Consider the following 13,436-nt stretch of genomic DNA (forward strand, 5'->3'; position numbering starts at 1 on the left):
CTCGACTTATGACTGGAGCAAATTCTGCAGGGCGATCGCCCCATGCGGCGCGTTCACCTTGCCCTCATGGATCATGAAGGCGAAGACGTCGCGCGGCTCGGCCTTGACCTTGCGTTCCCCGTCGATCAACGGCAGATCGTCGGGAACCTTGCCTTCGGCCCAGGTGTCGAGCCGGTCCGCCCAGGCCTTCAAGTCCTTGTCGGGATAGCAGGTCGTTATGTCGTCCGATCCCTTCTGCAGCCTGGCATAGACGAAATCGGCCGTCACGTCGGCGATCATCGGATATTCGAAATGTTCGGCGCAAACAGGCGCCACGCCGTATTTCGCCAGCAACGCCACGAACTCCGGCACCTTGAAGGAATCGTGGCGCACCTCGACCACGTGGCGAAGCGCCAGCCCGTCCTGCTTTTCCGGCAGCAGCTTCAGGAAGGCCTCGAAATCGTCCGGATCGAACTTCTTCGTCGGCGCGAACTGCCAGAGCAGCGGCCCGAGATGATCGCCGAGTTCGCTGATTCCAGATGACAGGAACCGCTCCATCGATTCACCAGCTTCGGCAAGGACCCGCCGGTTGGTGACGAACCGCGTGGCCTTCAGCGAAAAGATGAAACCCTCGGGCACGTCGGCTGCCCATTTGGCGAAGACCGCCGGTTTCTGGGTGCTATAATAGGTGCCGTTGACCTCGATGACCTTCAGCTGGCGGCTGGCATAATTCAGCTCGTCCTTTTGCTTCAGGTCATCGGGAAAGAAATGCCCGCGCCAGGGCTCGAAGGTCCAGCCGCCGATGCCGGTGCGGATAGTGCCGGATTTCGTCATGTCGTCCTCCCAGTTGGCAGCCATTCAGTCGTGACCGTTTCCAGATCCTCGGGCGAGGCTGGCCTCATCGTCATTCCGCCGCAGCCGCCCTCTTGGCCGGCCGCCGTTCCAGCAATTCCTTGAGGAACTGTCCGGTGTAGGAGCGCTTCTCCTTGACGATCGCCTCGGGCGTGCCGAAAGCCACGATCTCGCCGCCGCCATCGCCGCCCTCCGGGCCGAAATCGAGCACCCAGTCGGCCGTCTTGATGACTTCGAGATTGTGCTCGATCACCACAACCGAATTGCCCTGGTTGACCAGTTCGTGCAGCATCTCGAGCAGCTTGGCGACGTCGTGGAAATGCAGGCCGGTCGTCGGTTCGTCGAGAATGTAGAGCGTACGTCCCGTCGAGCGCTTCGACAGTTCCTTGGCGAGCTTGACGCGCTGCGCCTCGCCGCCGGAAAGCGTGTTGGCCTGCTGGCCGACCTTGATATAACCGAGGCCGACATCTTTCAGCGCCTGCAGTTTGTCGCGCACGGCGGGTACTGCCGCGAAGAAATCGACGCCTTCCTCCACGGTCAAATCGAGCACGTCGGCGATCGACTTCTGCTTGAAGGTGACGTCGAGCGTCTCTCTGTTATAGCGTTTGCCGTGGCAGACGTCGCAGGTGACGTAGACATCCGGCAGGAAGTGCATCTCGATCTTGATGACGCCGTCGCCCTGGCAGGCTTCGCAGCGTCCGCCCTTGACGTTGAAGGAGAAGCGGCCCGGCTGGTAGCCGCGCGCCTTGGCTTCCGGCAGGCCGGCGAACCAGTCGCGGATCGGCGTGAAGGCGCCGGTATAGGTCGCCGGGTTCGAGCGCGGCGTGCGGCCGATCGGCGACTGGTCGATATCGATCACCTTGTCGATATGCTCGAAGCCGTCGATGCGGTCGTGATCGGCCGGGTTTTCGCGCGCGCCCATCACCCGCCTTGCCGCTGATTTATACAGCGTCTCGATCAGGAAGGTGGATTTGCCGCCGCCGGAAACGCCGGTCACCGCGGTGAACACGCCGAGCGGGATTGCCGCCGTGACGTTCTTCAGATTGTTGCCGCGCGCCCCGACCACCTTGATCTCGCGGCCCTTCTTCTGCTTGCGGCGCTCGTGGGGAACGGGAACGCCGAGTTCGCCCGACAGATATTTTCCGGTCAGCGACTGCGGATTGTCCATAATATCCTGCGGCGTGCCATGGGCGATGACCTGGCCGCCGTGAATGCCGGCGGCTGGGCCGATGTCGACCACGTCGTCGGCCGTCATGATCGCATCCTCGTCATGTTCGACGACGATGACGGTGTTGCCGATGTCGCGCAGGTGCTTCAGCGTGTCGAGCAGTCGGGCATTGTCGCGCTGATGCAGGCCGATCGACGGCTCGTCGAGCACGTAGAGCACGCCCGTCAGCCCCGAGCCGATCTGGGAGGCCAGCCGGATACGCTGGCTTTCGCCGCCAGACAGCGTGCCGGAGTTGCGCGACAGGCTGAGATATTCCAGGCCGACATCGTTGAGGAAACGCAGCCGGTCGCGGATTTCCTTGAGGATGCGCACGGCGATCTCGTTCTGCTTGGCATTGAAGCTGGCCGGCAGCGTCTCGAACCAGTCGCGGGCGATGCGGATCGACATGCCGGTGACTTCGCCGATATGCAGCGTGTTTATCTTCACCGCTAAGGCCTCCGCCTTCAGGCGGAAGCCGTTGCAGGACGGGCAGGGGGCCGCCGACATGAAGCGCTCGATGTCCTCGCGCGCCCAGGCGGAATCGGTCTCCTTCCAGCGCCGCTCGAGATTGGTGATGATGCCTTCGAAATTCTTCTGCGTCGTATAGGAGCGGGCGCCGTCGGCATAATGGAATTCGATCTTGTCGTCGGTGCCGTTGAGGATGACATCCTTGGCCTCGTCGGAAAGATCGTTCCAGCGCGTCCCGAGCTTGAAGCCGTAATGTTTGCCGAGCGCCTCAAGCGTCTGGTTGTAATAGGGCGAGGTCGACTTGGCCCAGGGGGCGATCGCGCCGTCGCGCAGCGTCCGTTCCGGCTCGGGCACGATCAGATCCGGATCGATTTTCTGCTGGGCGCCGAGGCCGTCGCAGGTCGGGCAGGCGCCGAAGGGATTGTTGAAGGAGAACAGCCGGGGCTCGATCTCGGGAATGGTGAAGCCGGAGACCGGGCAGGCGAATTTCTCCGAAAACAGCACGCGCTCATGCGTCTCGTTCAGCGACTTGTTGGCCGAGCCGCCGGCCGAAGTCTCCTCCGGCGGCAGCGGCTTGTCGGCGAATTCGGCGACAGCCAGCCCGTCGGCGAGCTTCAGGCAGGTTTCCAGACTGTCGGCCAGGCGGGCCGAGACATCCGAGCGCACGACGATGCGGTCGACCACCACGTCGATATCGTGCTTGTATTTCTTGTCGAGCACCGGCGCCTCGGCGATCTCGTAGAACTGGCCATCGACCTTGACGCGCTGGAAGCCCTTCTTCATCAGCTCCGCCAGTTCCTTCTTGTACTCGCCCTTGCGCCCGCGCACGAGCGGCGCGAGAATATAAAGACGGGTGCCCTCGCCGAACTCGAGGATGCGGTCGACCATCTGGCTGACGGTCTGGCTCTCGATCGGCAAGCCGGTCGCCGGCGAATAGGGAACGCCGACGCGGGCAAAGAGCAGGCGCATATAGTCGTAGATCTCGGTGACGGTGCCGACCGTCGAGCGCGGGTTGCGCGAGGTGGTCTTCTGTTCGATCGAGATCGCCGGCGACAGCCCCTCGATCTGGTCGACGTCGGGCTTCTGCATCATTTCAAGGAATTGCCGGGCATAGGCCGACAGGCTCTCGACATAACGGCGCTGGCCCTCGGCATAGATCGTGTCGAAGGCAAGCGAGGACTTGCCGGAGCCCGAAAGCCCGGTCATGACGATCAGCTTGTTGCGCGGCAGATCGAGATCGATGCCCTTGAGATTATGCTCGCGCGCGCCGCGGATGGAGATCGTCTTCAGTTCGCTCATCGTCTCAGCTTTGGTCCTTTGGGATAACAGCCCTTATTTAGTGATGCCGACCGGCGAGTCGAGGCTGAATGTCAACTAGGGTCAAGGTTTTCGATTCTGTTGACAGGATCATACGGATAAACTAGAACAAATAAAGAACAAAATTCCTGATGAATGCATGCGGCTTTCTGATGGGATAAACATGTGGATGAACGACCGTTTACGCGCATCGGCGGTCCGCGATGGTTTAAGGTGCGCTGATCGATTAACGCCGCCGGGCAGGGCGGCAGGCAGGGTGAGAAGCATGGCTGGTAGCGTAAACAAGGTAATTCTGATTGGAAACGTCGGTGCAGACCCGGAAATCCGCCGCACGCAGGATGGCCGGCCGATCGCCAATCTCCGTATCGCGACCTCGGAGACCTGGCGCGACCGCAATTCCGGCGAGCGCCGTGAAAAGACCGAATGGCACACGGTCGTCGTCTTCAACGAGGGCCTCTGCAAGGTTGTCGAGCAATATGTGAAGAAGGGCGCCAAGCTCTATATCGAAGGACAGTTGCAGACCCGCAAATGGCAGGACCAGCAGGGCCAAGACCGCTACTCGACGGAAGTGGTGCTGCAGGGCTTCGGTTCGACCCTGACCATGCTCGACGGCCGCGGTGAAGGCGGCGGTGCAAGCTCCGGCGGCGGCCGAGGCAGCAGCAACAATGATTATGGCGATGACTACGGCGCCCCGGCTCCGTCATCATCGCCAAGCCGCGGCGGTGGCGGCGGCAACTTCTCGCGCGACCTCGACGACGACATCCCGTTCTGATCGACCGTTTTTCCTGTATGATGAATATCCGAGAGCATGATGCCTTTGATGGCGTCATGCTCTTTTTCTTTGATCCCGCGCATTTCTTATCGCGCGGCAGATGCCGCACTTTTCAGTGCGGCGTCGCGCTGATGAGATTGAGCGCCGCTTTCGCGCCGTCGACGACGAATTGCACCGCTAGGGCGGCGAGGATGACGCCGAGCAGCCGTGTCAGAATCGCCCGGCCGGTGACGCCGAGGAAACGGTCGAGCCTTTCGGCAATCAGCAGCATCAGGAAGGTCAGCAGCAGATTGGCGGCGATGACGGCGATCAGCTGGGCTTTTTCCATGGAGGTCGGCAGCGTGCCGGCAAGCAGGATCGTCGCCGAGATCGCACCGGGACCGGCGATCAGCGGCAAGGCGAGGGGAAAGACGGCGATATTCTCGATATGATCCTTGGTGACGGCAGCCTCGCTCGCCTTCTCCTTGCGCTCCTGGCGCCGTTCGAACACCATCTCGAAGGCGATCCAGAAGAGCAGCAGGCCGCCGGCGATGCGGAAGGCGCCGATCGAAATGCCGAGCACGCCGAGCACGCCGGCCCCGAACAGCGCGAAGACGGCGAGGATGATGAAGGCGATGGTCGAGCCGCGCAGCGCCACCTGCGTCCGCTGGGCGCGGCTCATGCCCGTCGTCAGCCCCAGGAAGATCGGCGCGAGCCCCGGCGGATCGATGGTGACGAGCAGCGTCGTGAAGGCGTTGATCAATAGGTCGGCGCTTGCCATCGTCTCTCGGGAACCCCATATAGCCGCGTGGTTATTATGTGTGGTTTTATGATTGTGAAGCGGCTATTCCGATTTGGCAAATATCCCGCGGCGGCCCGCGGCGGATTTGTCCGGTTCGGCCACGCAACTTGCATATTTTACCCTCTTTAAGCCGCAAAAGCCTGTTCAAAACGCCGCGTGAAATTGGCGCGGGAACGGGCTTTCCGCTATAAATCTTCAAGTGATTCTAGAAGAGATCGTGATCTGTTTTGACTGAGCAAACACCCCCCGGCGGCGGGAAGCTCCCGCCAGGCATCGAGCCCATCTCCATCATGGAGGAAATGCAGCGGTCGTATCTCGATTACGCGATGAGCGTCATCGTCAGCCGCGCGCTTCCCGACGTGCGCGACGGCCTGAAGCCCGTGCACCGGCGCATCCTCTACGGCATGTCCGAGCTCGGCATCGACTGGAACAAGAAATACGTCAAATGCGCCCGCGTCACCGGTGACGTGATGGGTAAATACCATCCGCACGGCAATTCGGCGATCTATGATGCGCTGGCCCGCATGGCCCAGCCCTGGTCGCTGCGTCTGCCGCTGATCGACGGCCAGGGCAATTTCGGCTCGGTCGACGGTGATCCGCCGGCTGCGGAACGTTACACCGAATGCCGCCTCGAAAAGGCTGCCCATTCGCTGCTCGACGATCTCGACAAGGAAACCGTCGATTTCCGCGACAACTACGACGGCACGCTTTCCGAGCCGGTCGTGGTTCCCGCCAAGTTCCCGAACCTGCTGGTCAACGGCGCCGGCGGCATCGCCGTCGGCATGGCGACCAATATCCCGCCGCACAATCTCTCCGAAGTCATCGACGGCTGCATTGCGCTGATCGACGATCCGGCGATCGAGCTGCCGGAACTGATGCAGATCATTCCCGGCCCGGACTTCCCGACGGGTGCGAAGATCCTCGGCCGTGCCGGCATTCGCTCGGCTTATGAGACTGGCCGCGGTTCGGTCATCATGCGCGGCGTTGCGGCCATCGAGCCGATGCGCGGTGACCGCGAGCAGATCATCATCACCGAGATTCCCTACCAGGTGAACAAGGCGACGATGATCGAGAAGATGGCCGAACTGGTGCGCGACAAGCGCATCGAAGGCATTTCCGATCTGCGCGACGAATCCGACCGCCAGGGCTATCGCGTCGTCGTCGAATTGAAGCGCGACGCCAATGCCGAGGTCATCCTCAACCAGCTTTATCGCTATACGCCGTTGCAGACCTCTTTCGGCTGCAACATGGTGGCGCTGAACGGCGGCAAGCCCGAGCAACTGACCCTGCTCGACATGCTGCGGGCTTTCGTCTCCTTCCGCGAGGAAGTCGTTAGCCGGAGAACGAAATTCCTGTTGCGCAAGGCGCGTGACCGCGCCCATGTGTTGGTCGGCCTCGCCATCGCCGTCGCCAATATCGATGAAGTCATCCGCGTCATCCGCCAGGCGCCCGATCCGCAGTCGGCCCGCGAAGAACTGATGACCCGCCGCTGGCCGGCCGAAGATGTCGAAAGCCTGATCCGTCTGATCGACGATCCGCGCCATCGCATCAACGATGACCTGACCTACAACCTGTCCGAAGAGCAGGCCCGCGCCATCCTCGAACTGCGCCTTGCCCGTCTGACGGCCCTTGGCCGCGACGAAATCGGCGACGAACTCAATAAGATCGGCGAGGAAATCAAGGATTACCTCGATATTCTCTCCTCGCGCGTCCGCATCCAGACCATCGTCAAGGACGAACTGTCAGCCGTGCGTGATGAATTCGGCACGCCGCGCCGCACCGAGATCGTCGATGGCGGCCTCGAAATGGACGACGAGGATCTGATTGCCCGCGAGGACATGGTCGTCACCGTCTCGCATCTTGGCTATATCAAGCGCGTGCCGCTGACCACCTATCGCGCCCAGCGCCGCGGCGGCAAGGGCCGCTCCGGCATGACCACCCGTGACGAGGATTTTGTTAGCCGGCTATTCGTTGTCAACACTCATACCCCGGTCCTGTTCTTCTCCTCGCGCGGCATCGTCTACAAGGAAAAGGTCTGGCGACTGCCGATCGGCACGCCGACCTCGCGCGGCAAGGCGCTGATCAACATGCTGCCGCTCGCCCCCGGCGAACGCATCACCACCATCCTGCCCTTGCCCGAGGACGAGGAGAGCTGGGACAATCTCGACGTCATGTTCTCGACGACGCGCGGCACGGTTCGCCGCAACAAGCTGTCGGACTTCGTCCAGGTCAACCGCAACGGCAAGATCGCCATGAAGCTCGAGGAGGAGGGCGATGAAATTCTCTCCGTCGAGACATGCACGGAAAGTGACGATGTGCTGCTGACGACGGCGCTCGGCCAGTGCATCCGCTTCTCGGTCGACGACGTCCGCGTTTTTGCCGGCCGCAATTCGATCGGCGTGCGCGGCATCAGCCTTGCCGGCGGCGACCGCATCATCTCGATGACCATCGTCCGCCACGTCAACGCCGAGCCGTGGGAGCGCGCCGCCTATCTGAAGCGCGCCGCCAACGACCGCCGCCTGACGACAGGTGAGGCCGAGGAGATCGCGCTGGTCGGCGAGGAGGTCACCGAAGAGGGACAGCTCTCCGACGAGCGTTATGAGGAGCTGAAGCAGCTCGAGCAATTCGTGCTCACCGTCTCCGAAAAGGGCTTCGGCAAGCGTTCGTCGTCCTATGATTTCCGCATCTCCGGCCGCGGCGGCAAGGGCATCCGCGCCACCGACACGTCGAAGACAGGCGAGATCGGCGAACTGGTCGCGGCCTTCCCGGTCGACGATGGCGACCAGATCATGCTGGTTTCCGATGGCGGCCAGCTGATCCGCGTGCCGGTCGGCGGCATCCGCATCGCCAGCCGCGCCACCAAGGGCGTCACCATCTTCTCGACGGCCAAGGACGAGAAGGTCGTCTCGGTCGAGCGCATCAGCGAACCGGAGGATGAGGCGGAGGAGACTGTCGAGGTCGCCGAAGGCGCCGCCACGACCGAGGATGCGGCTGCCGGCGAGGCGTCGGCTACCGATGGTGACCCGGCCGGGCCGGCTGAGGAATAATCAAGTGAAAAGGGCGGCTTCGGGCCGCCCTTTTCTTTTCAAGCCGCGCTCGTCCTTACCGGCCCAAAGAAAAAGCCGGACGCTGGGTGCATCCGGCTTTGAATGGCCTTGGCAGCGGAAGGGGTGCCGCTCAAGGTTGGGAAGGAGTTGGAAAAAGAGGAATGTCAGAATGCGCTATGTTTCTCGTTCAGCGCCTTTACCTCTTCACCCTCGCGCCGAAGCGCCGATATCGTCGAGGCTACAGACACTATGAACATGACGCTGATAAGGGCGGTGAGCACTGTCAAGATCGTGAACATAGGCATTCCTTTCCTGGGGAGTTGCGTTCTCGCCCCTCAGTACTGGCCAAGTACGGCCGTCCGGGCCGAAGCATAGGGGCCATAAACCTTGGACGTATCAACCTTCTGATCATAGAGAGCGACAGTTGCGGTCAGCATGCCCGTGACCATTACCATCCAGAGCACGTTAATCATCGTAATCTTGCCGGGCATCTTTAGTCCTTCCTGCCGCGATAATCGCATCTATGTATCGGTTGAATGAACGCATCCGTTTTTAAATGGTTCCGCCGGATGTTGAGGCGGTGTTTACCAATGCCGATCTGAAGCCTCCTTGAATGTCTCGTTCATCTGGCGTTCAGATTCGAACGTCGTTTATTGCGCGCAGCCGCCCCTGGGCGCGCACGATCGCGGCATGCTCGGCAAGCTCCGGCCGCACCCAGCTCACCTCGTAGCGATCGGCGAAATAGCCATAGGCCATCTCGGCGGCGAGCGAGGAAACGACGGCAAGTGCAACGAGCACGATCAGCATGGAATTGGTCTTTCGGGAGGCGCCGGATGCCGGAATGGCATCGGCTGCGTTGATGATCTGAGTTAAGCAGATCCTGTCTGAAACCGCCTTGAACGGGCCGTTCATCCGCGGTTCAACCGTCCGGGACGATTGGCCAAATCACTTGCGGCAAGCCGGCATCCGTGACAAAAGGCGTCAAACCAACGGTCGGGCCAGATGACGACAGCTTTTTATCCCGGGTCTTTCGACCCGATCACCAATGGGCATGTGGATGTTCTGGTCCAGGCGCTGAACGTCGCCGAAAAGGTGATCGTCGCGATCGGTATCCACCCCGGCAAAGCGCCGCTCTTTTCCTTCGAGGAGAGAGCCGAGCTGATCCGCCTTTCGCTGGCGGAAGCGCTGCCCGGCAAGACCGGCGACATCGATGTCGTCGCTTTCGACAATCTGGTCGTCGATGCCGCCCGCGCCCATGGCGCCACGCTTCTGATCCGCGGTCTCCGCGACGGCACCGATCTTGATTACGAAATGCAGATGGCCGGCATGAACAGGACGATGGCGCCCGATATCCAGACCATCTTTTTGCCGGCGGGAACGGCCTCGCGGCCCATTACGGCCACATTGGTCCGCCAGATCGCCGCCATGGGCGGCGATGTCAGCGCCTTCGTGCCGGCCGCCGTCTTGCAAGCCCTCACATCCAAGCGCCCAGACTGATAAATACAAAGTCTGGCAGGCGCAAAGACCAGGCGAAACCCGCCGCAACGGAGCCCATATGAAACTCTTTTATCTCGCATTTGCCGGCGTGTTGTATCTCGCCTCCTTCGCGGGGGACGCCTTCGCTCAGTCGGCCGATCATTATCTCACCATCCAGTTGAAGAACGGCCCCGTCGTCATCCAGCTGATGCCTGAGGTGGCGCCGAAGCATGTCGCCCAGATCGAGGCGCTGGCCAAGAAGGGCGAATATGACAACGTCGCCTTCCACCGCGTCATCGACGGCTTCATGGCCCAGACCGGCGACGTCAAATACGGCAATATGGAAAAGGGTTTCGATGCCAGCCTCGCCGGCACCGGCTCCTCCGATATGCCGGATATTCCGGCGGAGTTTTCCAAGACCCCGTTCGTGCGCGGCACGGTCGGCATGGCCCGTTCGCAGGATCCGAATTCCGCCAACTCGCAGTTCTTCATCATGTTCGATGACGGCTCCTTCCTCAACGGTCAGTACACCGTGGTCGGCAAGGTCGTTTCCGGCATGGAGAATGTCGACAAGATCAAGCGCGGCGAAGGCCAGAACGGCGAAGTCAAAAGTCCCGACCGGATGATCAAGGTCACCCTGGGCAAGAAGTAAGTTACGAGAGAAACAAGAGGAGAAGACAATGGCCGAGATCAAGGATCCCGAAAACACCATCATTCTGGAAACCACCAAGGGCAAGGTTGTCATTCAGCTTCTGCCGCAGGTCGCCCCGGAGCATGTCGCCCGCATCAAGGAACTCGCCCGCGAAAAGGCCTATGACGGCGTCGTCTTCCACCGCGTCATTCAGGATTTCATGGCGCAGACGGGCGATGTCGAATTCGGCAAGAAGGGCTCGGAAACCTTCAATCCCGGCCGCGCCGGCATGGGCGGCTCCTCCAAGCCGGATCTGAAGGCTGAATTCTCCGCGACCACCCATACGCGCGGCACCTGCTCGATGGCCCGTTCGCAGAACCCGAACTCGGCCAATTCGCAGTTCTTCATCTGCTTCACCGACGCGCCCTGGCTGAACAAGCAGTATTCCGTCTGGGGCCAAGTCATCGAAGGCATGGACAACGTCGACAAGATCAAGCGCGGCGAGCCGGTTTCCGATCCGGACTCGATCGTCTCGATGCGGGTTGCCGCCGACGTCTGATTGTGATTTCTGCTGAAACCCGCTCTTGCGCGTCAACCGCGTGGGGGCGGGTTTCGCTTTGCCTGAAAGTACCCTTATGCGCGTAGACCTTTTCGATTTCGATCTGCCGGATGAACGCATCGCGTTGCGGCCCGCCGAGCCGCGCGACAGCGCCCGTCTGCTCGTCGTCAATCCACACGCGAAAAGCGGGCCCCATGCTGAAAGCGTGCTCTCCGATCATCGAGTCGGCGATCTGCCGTCCTTTCTGCGGCCGGGCGATGCGCTGGTCTTCAACGATACCAAGGTCATTCCAGCCCAACTCGAAGGCATCCGCCATCGCGAGGGGGCGGGCGGCCAGCAGGTGTCGGCAACGCTGCATATGCGCATCGGCCCCAGCCGCTGGAAGGCCTTTGCCAAACCCGGTAAGCGCATCAAGGAGGGCGACCGCATCGCCTTCGGTCACAGCGGCGAAAGCTGCTTCCTTGGCTCGCTCGATGCCACCGTCGAGGAAAAGGGCGAGGCCGGCGAAGTGACGCTCGCCTTCGACCTCACAGGCCCGGCGCTCGACGAGGCAATCGCCGCCGTCGGCCATATTCCGCTGCCGCCTTATATCGCCGCCAAGCGGCCCGAGGACGAGCGCGACCGCGCCGATTACCAGACGATCTATGCCCGCGAGGAGGGCGCCGTCGCCGCCCCCACTGCCGGCCTGCACTTCACGCCTGATCTGTTTGCGGCGCTGGATAAGGCCGGCATCGAACGCCATTTCGTCACGCTGCATGTCGGCGCCGGCACCTTCCTGCCTGTGAAGGCCGACGATACCGACGATCACAAGATGCATCTCGAAAGCGGTTATGTCAGCGCCGAGATCGCCGCCCGGCTGAATGCCGTCAAGGCAAGGGGCGGGCGTATCGTCTGCGTCGGCACGACCTCGCTGCGGCTCATCGAAAGTGCGGCCGGGGAAAGCGGAGAGATCAAGCCCTGGGCCGGCGCCACCGGTATCTTCATCACACCCGGCTATCGCTTCAACGCGGTCGACATGCTGATGACCAATTTCCACCTGCCGCGCTCGACGCTGTTCATGCTGGTCTCGGCTTTTGCCGGCTTCGAGACCATGCATGCGGCCTATGAACACGCCATTTCGACAGGCTACCGCTTCTACTCCTACGGAGACGCGAGCCTTCTTTTCCGGAAAGACAAATGACAGAAAACTTCCAATTTACGTTGAAGAAGACTGATACCGGCGCCCGCCTCGGCGAAATTTCCATGCCGCGCGGCACCATCCGCACGCCGGCCTTCATGCCGGTGGGCACCGTCGGCACCGTCAAGGCGATGTATCTCGACCAGGTGCGCGAGACCGGCGCCGACATCATCCTCGGCAATACCTATCATCTGATGCTGCGCCCCAGTGCCGAGCGCGTCGCCCGCCTCGGCGGCCTGCACAAGCTGATCCGCTGGGAACACCCGATCCTGACGGATTCCGGCGGTTTTCAGGTCATGTCGCTCTCCGGCCTGCGCAAGCTCGACGAGCAGGGCGTCACCTTCAAGTCGCATGTCGACGGCAGCCTGCACCATATGTCGCCGGAGCGCTCCATCGAAATCCAGGGGCTGCTCGGCTCCGATATCCAGATGCAGCTCGACGAATGCGTGGCCCTGCCGGCCGAGCCGAAGGAGATCGAGCGCGCCATGGAAATGTCGCTGCGGTGGGCCGAGCGCTGCCGGGTCGCCTTCGGCGAGCAGCCCGGAAAGGCGATGTTCGGCATCGTCCAGGGCGGCGACATCCCGGCGCTGCGAATCCGCTCGGCCGAGGCGCTGAGTCAGCTCGACCTCAAGGGTTATGCGGTCGGCGGCCTTGCCGTCGGCGAACCGCAGGACGTCATGCTGCGGATGCTGGAAACGACGCTGCCGGTGCTGCCGCTGGAAAAGCCGCGCTACCTCATGGGCGTCGGCACGCCTGACGATATGCTGAAATCGGTCGCCCGCGGCATCGACATGTTCGACTGCGTCATGCCGACCCGCTCCGGCCGCCACGGCCTGGCCTTTACCCGCCGCGGCAAGGTCAACATCCGCAATGCCCGCCATGCCGAGGATATGCGCCCGCTCGACGATCAGTCGAACTGCCCGGCCTCGCGCGATTATTCCCGCGCCTATCTGCACCATCTCGTCCGCGCCAACGAGGCGCTCGGCGGCATGCTGCTCTCCTGGCACAATCTCGCCTATTACCAGGAACTGATGCAGGGCATCCGCAAGGCCATCGCCGAAGGCCGCTTCGCCGATTTCATGGCGGAAACGCAGGAGGAATGGGCGAGGGGCGATCTCGAACCGGTGAGAATCTCTAGGTGAATATAAGGGGTAGCGGATGGTAGTTTCC

At 61.9% G+C, this 13,436-nt stretch carries 13 protein-coding genes; 7 read left to right on the forward strand and 6 right to left on the reverse strand.

Translation table 11 applies throughout. The features are described from left to right. Positions 1-6 precede the first annotated feature (6 nt). Together AMK05_RS10885 and uvrA are read right to left on the reverse strand one after the other, a co-directional pair. Positions 7-813, reverse strand: a complete 807-nt coding sequence (locus AMK05_RS10885) for a DUF72 domain-containing protein (protein WP_064841334.1) — start codon at positions 811-813, stop codon at positions 7-9. A gap of 70 nt (positions 814-883) precedes the next feature. After that, entirely contained in the window at positions 884-3,805 is a 2,922-nt protein-coding gene (gene uvrA, locus AMK05_RS10890; RefSeq protein ID WP_064838467.1) for an excinuclease ABC subunit UvrA, read from the reverse strand. Positions 3,806-4,088: 283 nt separating this feature from the next. Between uvrA and AMK05_RS10895 the strand changes: the two genes are divergently transcribed. Then, positions 4,089-4,595: a single-stranded DNA-binding protein gene (locus AMK05_RS10895; RefSeq protein ID WP_003586486.1), complete on the forward strand. Its 507-nt coding sequence runs from the start codon at positions 4,089-4,091 to the stop codon at positions 4,593-4,595. A gap of 112 nt (positions 4,596-4,707) precedes the next feature. Here the strand turns inward: AMK05_RS10895 and AMK05_RS10900 are convergent, their stop codons facing one another. After that, complete coding sequence (locus AMK05_RS10900; RefSeq protein WP_064838468.1) at positions 4,708-5,355, reverse strand: MarC family protein; 648 nt, start codon at positions 5,353-5,355, stop codon at positions 4,708-4,710. A gap of 248 nt (positions 5,356-5,603) precedes the next feature. Here AMK05_RS10900 and gyrA point away from each other — a divergent pair, with 248 nt between their 5' ends. After that, entirely contained in the window at positions 5,604-8,423 is a 2,820-nt protein-coding gene (gene gyrA, locus AMK05_RS10905; RefSeq protein ID WP_064838469.1) for a DNA gyrase subunit A, read from the forward strand. Between the two features lie 164 nt (positions 8,424-8,587). Here gyrA and AMK05_RS35965 read toward each other — a convergent pair whose 3' ends face one another. The 3 genes from AMK05_RS35965 to AMK05_RS10910 form a co-directional block, all read right to left on the reverse strand. Beyond that, entirely contained in the window at positions 8,588-8,722 is a 135-nt protein-coding gene (locus AMK05_RS35965) for a hypothetical protein (protein ID WP_010056528.1), read from the reverse strand. A gap of 36 nt (positions 8,723-8,758) precedes the next feature. Then, positions 8,759-8,914 carry a hypothetical protein gene (locus tag AMK05_RS35190; protein ID WP_003539654.1) on the reverse strand — a complete coding sequence of 52 codons (156 nt, stop codon included), beginning with the start codon at positions 8,912-8,914 and terminating at the stop codon, positions 8,759-8,761. A gap of 142 nt (positions 8,915-9,056) precedes the next feature. Beyond that, positions 9,057-9,335: a hypothetical protein gene (locus AMK05_RS10910; protein ID WP_064838470.1), complete on the reverse strand. Its 279-nt coding sequence runs from the start codon at positions 9,333-9,335 to the stop codon at positions 9,057-9,059. Positions 9,336-9,425: 90 nt separating this feature from the next. Between AMK05_RS10910 and coaD the strand changes: the two genes are divergently transcribed. The 5 genes from coaD to tgt all read left to right on the forward strand — a co-directional run bounded on the left by coaD (position 9,426) and on the right by tgt (position 13,408). After that, on the forward strand, positions 9,426-9,920 hold the full coding sequence (gene coaD / locus AMK05_RS10915; protein WP_064838471.1) for a pantetheine-phosphate adenylyltransferase: 495 nt from the start codon (positions 9,426-9,428) through the stop codon (positions 9,918-9,920). Positions 9,921-9,978: 58 nt separating this feature from the next. Continuing rightward, positions 9,979-10,551: a peptidylprolyl isomerase gene (locus AMK05_RS10920; RefSeq protein ID WP_064838472.1), complete on the forward strand. Its 573-nt coding sequence runs from the start codon at positions 9,979-9,981 to the stop codon at positions 10,549-10,551. A 28-nt stretch (positions 10,552-10,579) separates the two neighbouring features. Next, on the forward strand, positions 10,580-11,089 hold the full coding sequence (locus tag AMK05_RS10925; RefSeq protein WP_003573154.1) for a peptidylprolyl isomerase: 510 nt from the start codon (positions 10,580-10,582) through the stop codon (positions 11,087-11,089). Positions 11,090-11,165: 76 nt separating this feature from the next. After that, positions 11,166-12,269, forward strand: a complete 1,104-nt coding sequence (queA, locus tag AMK05_RS10930; RefSeq protein WP_064838473.1) for a tRNA preQ1(34) S-adenosylmethionine ribosyltransferase-isomerase QueA — start codon at positions 11,166-11,168, stop codon at positions 12,267-12,269. Then, complete coding sequence (gene tgt, locus AMK05_RS10935; protein ID WP_064838474.1) at positions 12,266-13,408, forward strand: tRNA guanosine(34) transglycosylase Tgt; 1,143 nt, start codon at positions 12,266-12,268, stop codon at positions 13,406-13,408. The genes queA and tgt overlap by 4 nt, the downstream gene beginning before the upstream one ends. Positions 13,409-13,436: the final 28 nt, after the last annotated feature.

It is taken from the genome of Rhizobium sp. N324 (genome assembly GCF_001664485.1).
Taxonomy (GTDB): domain Bacteria; phylum Pseudomonadota; class Alphaproteobacteria; order Rhizobiales; family Rhizobiaceae; genus Rhizobium.

What these genes read in the sequence shown, in the direction of transcription:
- AMK05_RS10885 (WP_064841334.1), bottom strand. Translation starts at nt 813, where the DNA reads ATGACGAAATCCGGCACTATCCGCACCGGCATCGGCGGCTGGACCTTC.
- uvrA (WP_064838467.1), bottom strand. Translation starts at nt 3,805, where the DNA reads ATGAGCGAACTGAAGACGATCTCCATCCGCGGCGCGCGCGAGCATAAT.
- AMK05_RS10895 (WP_003586486.1), top strand. Translation starts at nt 4,089, where the DNA reads ATGGCTGGTAGCGTAAACAAGGTAATTCTGATTGGAAACGTCGGTGCA.
- AMK05_RS10900 (WP_064838468.1), bottom strand. Translation starts at nt 5,355, where the DNA reads ATGGCAAGCGCCGACCTATTGATCAACGCCTTCACGACGCTGCTCGTC.
- AMK05_RS35965 (WP_010056528.1), bottom strand. Translation starts at nt 8,722, where the DNA reads ATGTTCACGATCTTGACAGTGCTCACCGCCCTTATCAGCGTCATGTTC.
- AMK05_RS35190 (WP_003539654.1), bottom strand. Translation starts at nt 8,914, where the DNA reads ATGCCCGGCAAGATTACGATGATTAACGTGCTCTGGATGGTAATGGTC.
- AMK05_RS10910 (WP_064838470.1), bottom strand. Translation starts at nt 9,335, where the DNA reads ATGAACGGCCCGTTCAAGGCGGTTTCAGACAGGATCTGCTTAACTCAG.
- coaD (WP_064838471.1), top strand. Translation starts at nt 9,426, where the DNA reads ATGACGACAGCTTTTTATCCCGGGTCTTTCGACCCGATCACCAATGGG.
- AMK05_RS10920 (WP_064838472.1), top strand. Translation starts at nt 9,979, where the DNA reads ATGAAACTCTTTTATCTCGCATTTGCCGGCGTGTTGTATCTCGCCTCC.
- AMK05_RS10925 (WP_003573154.1), top strand. Translation starts at nt 10,580, where the DNA reads ATGGCCGAGATCAAGGATCCCGAAAACACCATCATTCTGGAAACCACC.
- queA (WP_064838473.1), top strand. Translation starts at nt 11,166, where the DNA reads ATGCGCGTAGACCTTTTCGATTTCGATCTGCCGGATGAACGCATCGCG.
- tgt (WP_064838474.1), top strand. Translation starts at nt 12,266, where the DNA reads ATGACAGAAAACTTCCAATTTACGTTGAAGAAGACTGATACCGGCGCC.